The 12,088-nt window shown below is 67.7% G+C and carries 10 protein-coding genes; all 10 read left to right on the forward strand.

The features are described from left to right. On the forward strand, positions 1 to 1,374 hold a 1,374-nt coding region (locus OXN85_02940), incomplete at its 5' end, for a universal stress protein (GenBank protein ID MCY3598916.1). Then, a complete protein-coding gene (locus tag OXN85_02945; protein ID MCY3598917.1) occupies positions 1,371 to 2,783 on the forward strand; it encodes a radical SAM protein in 1,413 nt (470 codons plus the stop codon). The genes OXN85_02940 and OXN85_02945, both read left to right, overlap by 4 nt. Beyond that, complete coding sequence (locus tag OXN85_02950) at positions 2,780 to 4,600, forward strand: cytochrome ubiquinol oxidase subunit I (protein MCY3598918.1); 1,821 nt, start codon at positions 2,780 to 2,782, stop codon at positions 4,598 to 4,600. The genes OXN85_02945 and OXN85_02950 overlap by 4 nt, the downstream gene beginning before the upstream one ends. Before the next feature lie 79 nt (positions 4,601 to 4,679). Next, the gene (locus OXN85_02955) at positions 4,680 to 5,516 is read left to right on the forward strand and encodes a hypothetical protein (protein ID MCY3598919.1); all 837 of its coding nucleotides are present in this window, start codon (positions 4,680 to 4,682) and stop codon (positions 5,514 to 5,516) included. Beyond that, a complete protein-coding gene (locus OXN85_02960; protein ID MCY3598920.1) occupies positions 5,513 to 6,310 on the forward strand; it encodes a cytochrome c in 798 nt (265 codons plus the stop codon). Before OXN85_02955 ends, OXN85_02960 begins: the two co-directional genes overlap by 4 nt. A gap of 11 nt (positions 6,311 to 6,321) precedes the next feature. Further along, positions 6,322 to 7,902, forward strand: a complete 1,581-nt coding sequence (locus tag OXN85_02965; GenBank protein ID MCY3598921.1) for a c-type cytochrome — start codon at positions 6,322 to 6,324, stop codon at positions 7,900 to 7,902. 63 nt (positions 7,903 to 7,965) lie between these two features. Then, the gene (locus OXN85_02970; GenBank protein ID MCY3598922.1) at positions 7,966 to 8,826 is read left to right on the forward strand and encodes a carboxypeptidase regulatory-like domain-containing protein; all 861 of its coding nucleotides are present in this window, start codon (positions 7,966 to 7,968) and stop codon (positions 8,824 to 8,826) included. Positions 8,827 to 8,917: 91 nt separating this feature from the next. Next, on the forward strand, positions 8,918 to 9,589 hold the full coding sequence (coxB, locus tag OXN85_02975) for a cytochrome c oxidase subunit II (GenBank protein MCY3598923.1): 672 nt from the start codon (positions 8,918 to 8,920) through the stop codon (positions 9,587 to 9,589). A 15-nt stretch (positions 9,590 to 9,604) separates the two neighbouring features. Continuing rightward, complete coding sequence (locus tag OXN85_02980) at positions 9,605 to 11,371, forward strand: cbb3-type cytochrome c oxidase subunit I (protein MCY3598924.1); 1,767 nt, start codon at positions 9,605 to 9,607, stop codon at positions 11,369 to 11,371. Positions 11,372 to 11,396: 25 nt separating this feature from the next. After that, on the forward strand, positions 11,397 to 12,011 hold the full coding sequence (locus tag OXN85_02985; GenBank protein MCY3598925.1) for a cytochrome c oxidase subunit 3: 615 nt from the start codon (positions 11,397 to 11,399) through the stop codon (positions 12,009 to 12,011). The last annotated feature ends 77 nt before the right edge of the window (positions 12,012 to 12,088 follow it).

A 12,088-nucleotide genomic window follows, 5' to 3' on the forward strand; every position in this document is an offset into this window, starting at 1 on the left:
CGTCTCTGCAAGGCGAACATCAAGCGGGCCGAGGTGATGGCGAGCGAGTATCCCGACGTCGAGATCGAGACCCAGGTGCTGGTCGGGAAGCCGTTCGACGTACTCCTCAAATGGGCCGAGGAGATCGATCCATCCCTCATCGTCGTGGCCCGTCACGGCTCGCACCGCATCGAGGGCACGGACCTCGGCTCGCAGGCCGACAACCTCGTCTCTCTCGCGGACACGAACATCCTCCTCCTCGGCACCGGGAACGTCCGGCCCGAGGAGATCCCCTGGATCGAGGAGGATGGCGAAGCCGGGCTCGAGTGGGCGCCCGAAGCGGAGGTGAGGATCCTGCGCGTGCCGCCGTTCGCCCTCGGGATCGCGCGCAAGGCCGTCGAGGAGTTCGTCCTCGAACACTACGGCCCCGGAAGCCGTTATGCCGCCGCCTTCGTCCCGAATCCGAAGGACGAGAAGCAGTACCGGGCGGCGTCGCCGCCGGCCGATGGAGACGCGGCGGCCGGCAACGGGGCGGGCGATGGGGTGAGCGGCACGGCGCAGGTGGCGCGCGATGCGCTGGAGACCGGCGCGGCCCCGTCGATCGCGGAGGTCGGACAGGCCGCCAACGGGCGCGCGAGCGCCGACAAGTCGGAACTCTGGAATCGCGACCAGTTGCCCGTCGTGACGAACGAACGCCTCGACGAGGCGATCAAGAAGCTCCTTCCGACCCACATGCAGCTCGTGATGGGGATCGGCGATGCGGAGGAACTCGCCCTCGCCGAGGTGAAGGCGGACGAGGCGATGAAGCGGACCGTCGTGGAGACGAGCGACGCCGACGCCTTCGAGGCCCCGCTCCCCGTGATGGCGCAGTGCCCGGTCACGGACAACCAGATTCCGCGCGACCGCACGGCCGCCGACCCGATCGTCTGGACGCACGAGGCGTTCGAACGCCTGGGGCGCGTGCCGCTGATCGCCCGTCCCCTCGCCCGGAACACGGTGGAGCGCTTCGCCCGCGACCAGGGCATGTGGCGCGTGACCACCGTCGTGATGGACGAGAACAAGGACGCGATGATCGCGGCCGACGAGTTCGACCTCGACACGATGCTCGTGATGTTCAACGAGCTGAAGGCGAAGCAGGCGCGGGCCGAAGCCGCCGGCGTCGACGGCATGAGCGAGGAGATGAAGCGCTTCATCGAGGAGGCGAAGGCCTCCGGTGTGACGCGCTGTCCGATCCGCGACATCGAGCAGCAGGCGGCGGACTGTCCCGTCGACTTCAAGATGGTGTCGCCCGACGATGCCCGAGCGGCGGTCGAGAAGTTCGCGCGTACGGAACTGGGAGAAGAGTCGGGAGCGGACGTCCGTCCCGCTTCGGAGCAGGGATCGCGCCCGAAGTGACCGGGGCCCCGCTGGCCGCGGAAGCCGTCACGCACCGGAGCCCCGCCGCACCCGGTCCGCTCTGGGACGGCGCCCCCGCCGCCGCGTCTCCGCAGGCCGAACCCGATGTCGCGATCCCTCACGTGATCGCGTGGAACCTGACGCGCCGCTGCAACCTCGCCTGCTCCCACTGCTACATCTCCGCCGGGTCGTGGCACGCGTCCGAGGAGGAACTCGATACCGCCGCCTGCTTCCGCGTCATCGACCAGATCCTCGAAACGAGCCCGTCGCCGCTCCTCATCCTCAGCGGGGGGGAGCCCCTCGTGCGCTCCGACCTCGAGGAGATCGCGGGCTATGCCTCCGAACGCGGCGCCACCGTGACCGTGGGCACGAACGGCACCGGGCTCACCGATGACCGCATCGCCTCGCTGAAGGCGGCCGGCGTGCAGGGCGTCGCCCTGAGCGTCGACTCCCTCGACCCGCGCTATCACGACCGTTTCCGGCACGGCGAGGGCGCGCTCGAGGACACGCTCGCCGCAGTGGACCGGCTGGCGGAGCACCGTCTCGACTTCCTCATCCAGTTCACCGTCACGCGCGGGAACCGGGGCGAACTCGATGCCATCGCCGCCTGGGCGGATGCGAAGGGCGCGGTCTGCCTCAACGTCTACTTCCTCGTCGAGACGGGCCGGGGAGAGGGCATGCGCGGCCTCGCCCCCGCGGAGAACGACGAGATCGTGGCCCGGCTGACCGAACTCCAGCGAGACTACCGCGGCCGGCTCATGATCCGCTCCAAGTGCCAGCCGCAACTCATGCGGCACGTGTACGAACAGGATCCGGACTCGCCGCTCCTGAACTACCGTACGCGCTGTCCCTGCGGCGTCCAGTACTGCCGCATCACGCCCGAGGGCAAGGTGACGCCCTGTCCGTACATGCCGGAGGTCGCCGGCGACCTCTCCGACGCGTCCTTCGGCGAGATCTGGCGCGAGGCGACCGTCTTCCGCCTGCTGCGCGAGGGCGAACCGGGCGGAAAGTGCGGACGCTGCGAGTACCGCGCGCTGTGCGGCGGCTGCCGCGCCCGCGCCTACGCGGTGGACGGAGACCTGCTCGGTCCCGATCCTTCCTGCGGCTACGAGCCGGCGCCCGGCATCGCGGACGCGATCCGGCCTCCGCAGCCGGTCACGTACGGTTCGGCGGTCGAGCGGGAGCTTCCGTGGAGCGCCGAGGCCGCCGCGCGGCTCAATGCCATCCCCAGCTTCGTGCGCGGCGTGGTGGCGGAGCGGGTGGAGAAGTTCGCGCGCGAGCGCGGGCACACGGAAGTGACGATCGACGCGATGACCGAGGTCCGCCGGGCCATGCCGGTGGACTTCTCGAAACGGATGCCCTTCTTCGCCCGGAGGCGGCGGAGCGCGGGACGGGGGGATAAGCGATGAAGCGCTGGTTGACCCGTGGCGTCGCGACCCGCGGCGTGCTGCTGGCCGCCCTCGCACTGGCGGTCGCCCTCCCGCTCCTCGCGCAGGCGCCCGGACCCGACTACGGGGAGTTCAATTTCCTCGGGCTCGACCGTCGCGGCGCGGTCTGGATCGCGGCCCAGCTCCACCTGCTGTTCGCCGCGTTCGTCCTCGGCGTACCGATGTTCGCCGTCGTCATCGAGGCGATCGGGATGTTCGGCGGGGATGAGAAGTACGACAAGCTCGCGAAGGAATTCACCCGCCTCCTGCTCGTGGCCTACAGCGCGACCGCGATCTGGGGCGCGATCCTCGTCTTCTTCCTCTCGACGCTCTACCCGCGCTTCTGGGCGTACCTGACGGCGATCTTCGCGCCGTCGATGTGGGTGTACGCGGGCCTCTTCTTCCTCGAATCGTTCACGCTCTACCTCTACTACTACGGGTGGGACGCGTGGAAGAAGGGCGCGGCGAAGAAGGCCCACTGGTGCCTGGGGATCATGCTCAACGTGTGGGGCACGATCGTCATGTTCATCGCGAACGGGTGGCTCACCTACATGATGAGTCCGCCCGAGGGACTCACGGCGGACACGGCCCCGCAGACCGTCCAGTTGTGGAGCGCGATCAACAACGCGACCTGGATGCCGATCAACATCCACCGGCTGCTGGCGAACGTGGTGTTCGGCGGCGCGATCGTCGGCGCCTACGCGGCGTACCGCTTCCTCACGAGCAAGACCGACGAGGAACGCGCGCACTACGACTGGATGGGCTACACCGGCAACCTGATCGCGATCGGCGCGCTCATCGTCCTCCCCTTCGCCGGCTACTGGCTCGGACGCGAGATCTACGAGTTCAGCCAGCAGATGGGCATCACGATGATGGGCGGCTTCATGAGCTGGCTCTGGATCATCCAGGCCTTCCTCATCGGCATCCTCTTCCTCGCGGGCAACTACTACCTCTGGATCGGGATGGGGCGGATTCCGGGGGCGGAACGGTTCCAGCCCTACATCAAGTGGATGCTGCTCGTGCTGGTCCTCGGGGTCATCGTGTGGGCCACGCCGAACACGATGATCGCAGATCGGGACGAGATCGCGGCCATGGGAGGGATCCGGCACCCGTTCCTGCAGGTGCTCGGGGTGATGAGCGCGAAGAACACGGCCGTCAACCTGATGATCCTGACGACATTCCTCTCCTTCCTCATGTACCGGAGGGCGAACAAGGATCCCGTGGTGCCGTGGGCGCGCGCGGGGACGATGCTGCAGGGGGCGGCCTTCGCGCTGTGCGCCGTCATCGTCGTGTTCTACGGCGTGTACGGCTACTTCGTGACCGCGATCGTGCGGATCGGCTTCTCCGTCTACCAGGTGCTCGCGGTCCTGGCGACGATCCTGTTCGTCATCGGGATCGACATGGCGATGCTGCGGGGCGCCAAATCCCGGGGCGAGATCCGGTGGGGGCGGATGCCGGACCGGTCCCAGTACGCGCTGCTCATCCTCGCCGTAACCTTCACGTGGCTCATGGGGCTGATGGGCTTCGCGCGCAGCGGGATCCGGCAGCATTGGCACGTCTACGAAGTGATCCGGGATACGAGCGAGCAGGCCTTCACGCCGGCGCTCGGGCCCGCGGCGACGATCATCAGCATCTGTGTGCTCATCTTCTTCGCGCTCGTCGGATTCATATTCTGGCTCGGCGGCCTGGCCGAACGCTCCGTGTACCAGGAGGCGGAGGCGAAGGTGACGGCCGGACGGGAGGGGCGCGCCGCGCTCGGAGACCCGATGCCGGCGCCCTCCCTGGGCGACGTGGATTAGCGGCGATGACCGGGAGCGGGGACGGACGATGGCCCGGAGCGGGGACTCAAGGACGGTGGTGCGAGGACGGGAAGAGTAGATGACGAACCTGAAGATCCTGTTCACGGTCGTGGCGACGCTGGCGGTGTTCACCTTCGTGGCGAACGTGATCCCGCAGGTGCAGTCGGCGGTCCCCCGGGAGATCGTGCTCAGCGCGGACATGCCGCCCGAGGAACTGGCGGCGATCGGCGAGGAGATCTACGCGGGGGCGGGCGGCTGCACGGCGTGCCACGGCCTCGGCACGCGCGCTCCGGACCTCCTCGGGGTGGTGGGCGGCGTGTGCGCGACGCGCGTCCCGGGGCAAAGCTGCAAGGACTATCTCTGGGAGTCTCTGGTCAACCCGACGGCCTACATCGTGGAGGGCTTCGACCCCATCATGATCGATCAGAGCATCCTTTCGTCGCAGGCCGAGCTGTGGACGCTCGTCGCCTTCCTGGAATCGCAGGGCGGCGAGATCACGGTGAGCGCGGACGACTTCGCCGCGGCGCTCGCGGCCGACGACGCGGCCGAGTCCGCTCCGCCGCCCGTCGCCGTCACCGACCCGAGCCAGGTCGACGCGGTTGCGCTGATCACGGCGCAGGGCTGCCTCGCCTGCCACGCGCTCGGCGGGGAGGGCGGCATGGTCGCTCCCCCCTTCGAGGAGCTGCGGGGACAGGATCCGGCCTTCGTCCGCGAGGGCATCGTGGATCCGATGGCGACGATCAACGAGGAATACTCGGCCTTCGCCGGGACGATGCCGACGATCTTCGGCGATCTCATGTCGCCGGTGGAACTCGACGTGCTGGTGGACTTCTTCGTGGGAGGCTCGGGAGGCGGCGCGGAGGCTCCGGGCGACGCGGCGGAAGTCCCGCCCGACAGCGCGGGAGGTAGCCGATGAAGCGTTACCTGTCCCATCCGTTCTGGCAGGGCGCGATCGTCATCGTCGTGTCCTACGTGGCGTTCGAGTGGGTGATCGGATACGTGCTCCCGGTGATCGGCGTGGCGAGCGCTCCCGTGCCGGCTTCGGTCATCCTTCAGTACATGCTGACCGTCCTGGTGGGCATCGTCCTCTACATGAGCGCGGACGAAGCGCGCTGGAAGAGCTTCAAGAAGCCGATCCACGAGACCATGGTCGCGCGCGACCGGAAGACGCTGCGTGGGATCCTCATGGTCGCGCTTCCGGTTCTCATCGGCTGGCTCGCCTATCAGAACGTGAGGCCGAGCTACGCGGCGCCGGCCACGTTGCGCTCCGTGCACCCCGCGCCGCCGAACCAGCTCACCTTCCGCGGGGAGACGATCGAACTCACGGGGCTCGAGAACCCGCTGCACGAGGAAGGCTCCATCGAGGAGCACCTGGCGGTCGGAAAGCGGATCTACGTCCGCAACTGCGTGCCCTGCCACGGCGACCTGCTCGACGGCCAGGGACATTACGCCCCGGCCTTCAACCCGGTCCCCGCCGACTTCACGAGTTCGGGCAACCTGCCCCAGCTCACGGAGAGCTACGTGTTCTGGCGTATCGTCAAGGGCGGCCCCGGCCTCCCGCGCGAAGGGACGCCGTGGGATTCGGCCATGCCGGCCTGGGAGACGATCCTCGAGCAGGACGAGATCTGGGCAACGATCCTCTATCTCTACGACCAGACGGGGTTCACGCCGCGCACCTGGGAGGAAGAAGGGGAAGGGGGCCACGAATGAGGGGGGCACGAATGAGGGCGCTCCGATGCGGGACCCTCGGGACGCTCGCGCTTGGCGGGTTCGCCATCCTCGCCCTTTCCGCCGCGGCCCCGCTGTCGGCGCAGGAGGACGCGGCCGCCGCGGGCAAGGTCGTGTACGACCGCTGGTGCGCGGAATGTCACGGCGAGACGGGGCAGGGGGACGGCTCCGCCGCCGCCTCGATGCTGCCCCGGCCGCGGGACTTCACGCAGGCGCTCTACCAGGTCCGGACGACCGGGAGCGGGCAGCTCCCGACGGACGCGGACATCCGGTTCGCGATCGAGAACGGGCTCCCCGGTACGACGATGCCGGGCTGGCCCAACCTCACGGACGGGGAGATCGACGACCTCATCGTCTACCTGAAGAGCTTCTCGAGGTTCTTCGGCCAGGGCCCGGCCCCGGAGCCGCTGGACTTCGGCTCGGACCCCGGCGGCGGTCCCGCCGCGATCGAGGCGGGGGCGGCGGCGTATCTCACGATGCTGTGCGAGGAGTGCCACGGCCTTTCCGGGCGCGGCGATGGGACCTCGGCGCCGACGCTGGAGGACTGGCGTGGCCTCCCCATTCGCGCCGCCGACCTCACGGAGGCATGGGTTCTGAACGGCGGCAGCAGCGTCGAGGACATGCACACGCGGATGCTGACCGGATTGGACGGCACGCCGATGCCGTCGGCGATCGATGCCATGAACTCGGGCGTCGTCTCGCCCGACGAGGTCTGGCAACTGGCGCACTACCTCGCCTCGCTCGGGCCGCGCGAGATGCCGCCGCTGCGCGACGTGATCCGCGTGGGGCGCGCCGAGGCCGGGCTCCCGGCCGACGGCGGCGAGGAGGCCTGGGCGGGCGTCGAGGCCTTCTACTTCCCGCTGTCCGGCCAGGTCGTGCAGCTGCCCCGCAACTTCTCGCCGACGGTCGACGGACTCTGGGTGCAGGGGCTTCACGACGGAAGCGACATCGCGCTGCGCGTGCAGTGGAACGACCCGTCCAACAGCCCGGACCCGAACTGGGACGAGTGGCAGGAAAAGATCACGACCGCGCTCGACCTGGACGGCGCGGAACCCATCGCCCTCGACAGCGCCGGCGCGCCGACCGTGCGCCCCCCGGATGCGGTGCTCCTCCAGTTCCCCTTCGAAATGCCGGAGGGCACCGACCGGCCGTACTTCCTGATGGGAGACGCCCGCGAACCGGTTTACCTGTGGACGTGGGATTCGGAGGCCGGGGTCGGCGCGGGGCGGGGTCGAGGCCTCGACTCCGTCGAACCGCTTGCGGAGGACCCGGTAGCGGGAGAAGCGACGTGGGAGGAGGGGCGCTGGACGCTCTATCTCCGCCGCCCGATCGAGGTCGAAAGCGACGGCCTCGACTTCGCCGAAGGCACCCCGACGCCCATCGCGTTCCAGGCGTGGGACGGGTCCAGCGCCGAGGTCGGAAAGCGCAGTTCCGTGAGCACGTGGTACTACATTCTGCTCGAACCTCCGGCATCCAGCACGGTCGTCGTGACGCCCCTGCTGGCCATGCTCTTGACGGGGGCCTTCGGTCTCGTTCTCGTGCGCCGGGCCCAGGACCGTCGGAGGGACGGGTGAAGCAACGGGGAAGGGCTCTCAACAGCCGATAGCGCAACAGTTTTTCGTACGGGAGGTAAGTCAATGCGATCGCATTTCTGGAACCGTTCGGCCGCCTTGCTGGCCATCGCGGCGATGGCCGCCTGTGGCGGCGGTGGCGGATCGTCCGAAGGAGCGGCGGACGACGCGGGCGAGGCGGCGCCGGCCGCTGCCGCGGTGGATCCGTCCACGGTGGGGACGATCTCGGGCATGGCCAACTTCGGCGGGATGGTCCCGACGATGGAGGCCATCGACATGTCGGCCGAGGCGGATTGCGCCGCGGGCTACGGCGCGGACGGGCCCATGGCCCAGAACGTCCTCGTGTCCGATGGCGGCCTCGCCAACGTGTTCGTCTACCTGAGCGCGGGTGTCTCCGGCGCGCCGGCCGCGTCCGGGGCCGCGGCGCTCGACCAGGTGAACTGCCGCTACACGCCGCACGTGCTCGGCGTGCAGAGCGGCCAGGACATCGAGATCTCGAACAGCGACAACCTGCTCCACAACATCAACGCCACCCCGACCGAGAACCGCGGCTTCAACATCAGCCAGCCCCGGGCGGGGATCACGAGCACACAGCGCTTCCAGGTGGCCGAGGTGATGGTGCCGGTGCGCTGCGACGTGCACGGCTGGATGCAGGCGTACATCGGCGTCGTCGACCACCCGTACTTCGCGGTGACGGGCGCCGACGGGAGCTATTCGATCGCAAATGTCCCGGCCGGCGACTACACGATGACGGCGTGGCACGAGGAGTTCGGCACGATGACGGCGAACGTGACCGTCGCGGCGGGCGAGACGGCCATGGCCTCGTTCGACTACAACGGCGAGATGACGGGCGCCAACGTCCCCATGGGCGACGCGCTCGTCCTCGAGCACGGCACGAATCGCATCCGGGTGGAGCGCACCCAGTAACTACAGGGGCGGGACCCGGCGGCCCTGAACGGGTGCCAGGTCCCGCTCGCGTTCCCCTCACCCGAAGGGCTCACCTGGAAGGAGATCGCTCGTGGATTGGGCGCTGCCCCCGAATTATTCGACGTTCGGCGTCGTGATCGACCAGCTGTTCTGGATCATCCTCGTCATCACCGGCATCGCGTTCCTCCTCGTGGAGGGCGGGATCGTCTGGTTCTGCTTCAAGTACCGGGGACGCGAGGGAGCCAGGGCGCACTACACGCACGGATCGAACCGGCTGGAGATCATCTGGACGGTGGTCCCCGCGATCATCATCGCGATCCTCGGCGCCTACTCGGCCCTCGTGTGGGACGACATCAAGGGAAGCTCCAACCGCCCCGCGGACGCGCTCGAGTTCCTCGTCGTCGGCAAGCAGTTCGAGTGGAACATCACCTACCCCGGAGTCGACGAGACGCTGGGAACGGCGGACGATTTCACCGTCCGCAACCAGTTTCACTTCCCGGTGAACGAGGACATCACGATCCTGCTCGAGTCCGAGGACGTGATCCACTCCTTCTTCATCCCCGAACTGCGCGTGAAGCAGGACGCGGTGCCGGGGATGACCATCCCGGTGTGGTTCGACGCGACCCAGACCGGGAACTTCGAGATCGCGTGCGCCGAACTGTGTGGCCTGGGCCACTACTACATGATGGCGAGCGTGACCGTGCACAGCGCGGCGGACTTCGACGCCTGGCAGGCCAGCCAGGCGCCGGCCGCCGCCCAGTGATCGAGAAAGGCTGATATGGCGACGATCGTAGCGGAGGCGACCGGGCAGGCGATCCTGCACGAGGAGCATGAGCAGTCCTTCCTGCGCAAGTACATCTTCTCGACCGACCACAAGGTCATCGCGATTCAGTTCCTGATCTACACGCTGTTTTTCCTCATGATCGGCGGATTGCTCGCGATGCTCATGCGATACCAGATCGCGTGGCCGGCGCGGGGCGAGCTGCCGCTGGGCGGGATCTTCCCCGAGAGCATGGTCGCGAGCGGGTACATCCTGCCGGAGTTCTACAACGCGCTCGTCACGATGCACGGCTCGGTGATGGTCTTCCTCGCCATCATGCCGATGCTGGTGGGAGTGTGGGCGAACTACCTCATCCCGCTCCAGCTGGGCACGCACGACATGGCGTTCCCGCGGCTCAACATGCTCTCCTTCTGGGCCATGGTGCCTGCGGGCATCCTCACCCTGGCCAGTTTCTTCGTCGTCGGAGGCGCGGCGGGGGCCGGGTGGACGCTGTACGCGCCGCTCAGCGCCCGTCCCGACCTTACGGGTGTCGGGCTGGGGCAGGTGCTGTGGCTCGTGGCGCTCGTCTTCATCGGGCTCTCATCGATCCTGGGATCGGTGAACTACATCACGACGACGATCAACATGCGCGCCCCCGGCATGACGTGGATGCGCATGCCGCTCACGATCTGGTCGCTGTTCATCACGGCCATCCTCGCGCTGCTCGCGATGCCCGTCCTGTCGGCGGCCGGGATCATGCTCATCTTCGACCAGACGATCGGGACCAGCTTCTTCCTCCCTGAGGGCGGGGGACAGCCGCTCCTCTGGCAGCACCTGTTCTGGTTCTTCGGCCACCCGGAGGTCTACATCCTCATCCTTCCGGCCATGGGGTTCACCTCCGAGATCCTCTCCGTGGGGTCGCGGAAGCCGGTGTTCGGCTACAAGGCGATGGTGCTGGCGCTCGTGTCGATCGCCTTCCTCGGCTTCATCGTGTGGGGCCACCACATGTTCCAGAGCGGGATGAACCCGATGCTGGGCCTCACCTTCACGGTCTCGACGCTCTTCATCGCCGTGCCCTCGGCGATCAAGACGTTCAACTGGATGGGCACGATGTGGCGCGGAAACCTCCAGCTCCACTCGGCCATGCTGTTCGCGATCGGGTTCGTGGCCATGTTCGCGATCGGCGGCCTGTCGGGCGTCTTCATGGCCTCCACGCCGGTCGACATCTACATCCACGACACGTACTTCATCGTGGCGCACATCCACTACGTGCTCTTCGGAGGCAGCCTGTTCGCGCTCTTCGGGGCGATCTACTTCTGGTATCCGAAGATGTTCGGCCGGATGATGAACGAGACGATGGGCAAGATCCACTTCTGGCTCACCTTCGTCTTCTTCAACCTGGTCTTCTTCCCGATGCACGGCGTGGGGATGGTGGGGATGATGCGGCGCATCTACGACTCCACCGGCTACGCGCACCTGCAGGGCATCGAGGACACGAACGCGATCATCACGTGGGCGGCGTTCGGGCTCTTCGCGTCGGGCTTCCTGTTCGCATTCAACTTCTTCTGGAGCCTGAAGAAGGGGAGGAAGGCCGAGGCGAATCCGTGGAATGCGACGACGCTGGAGTGGCAGACGCCCTCGCCGCCCAAGCACGGCAACTGGGAAGAAGTCCCGGTCGTCTACCACGGTCCGCACGAGTACAGCCACCCGGATGTGGAGGACAAGGACTGGCTGGCGCAGAACGAACGGCCGGATGTCGTGAGCCCGGCCGCCGGCAGCCACTAAAATCGCACGGAAGGGAACTGACGAGATGGCACACGCCGCGACCGCAGGCCGGGCCCCCGAGAGAGGGCTCGACGTCTACACCCAGAAGGTGGGAATGTGGGTGTTTCTGTGCTCGGAGGTGATGTTCTTCGCGGGCCTGATCGGCTCGTACGTCGTGCTCCGGTTCGGAGCCTCCGACACGTGGGCGGAACCGAACGAGGTACTGGCTGTCCCGATAACCGCGTTCAACACCTTCCTCCTCATCTGCAGTTCCGTGACGATGGTGAAAGCGTTCGCGGCCGCGCAGATGGGGGACCAGAAGGGGATCAAGCTCTGGTTGCTGTCGACGACTGTGCTCGGTGCCACCTTCCTGGGCGTGCAGGTGTACGAGTACACGGAGCTCGTGCTGCACCAATCCTGGCAGGGGAGCCACGGGTTCACGCCCGCGGCCGGACTGTACGGTGCGACCTTCTACACCATGACGGGGTTCCACGGCTTCCACGTCCTGCTCGGCGTGATCTGCCTCGCGTGGGCCACGATCCGTGCCTGGCGCGGGCACTGGGGCGCGGACAACACACACGGGATCGAGGTGCTCGGCCTCTATTGGCACTTCGTCGACCTCGTGTGGATCATCCTGTTCACGATCGTATACCTGATCTAGCCGCCCCTGGCAGTGGGCGGCCGAGAGCCACGGAGCGAACGAATGAGTGAAGCCGGAGGACAAGCGGCGGACGATCA

The organism is Candidatus Palauibacter australiensis (genome assembly GCA_026705295.1).
Classification (GTDB): domain Bacteria; phylum Gemmatimonadota; class Gemmatimonadetes; order Palauibacterales; family Palauibacteraceae; genus Palauibacter; species Palauibacter australiensis.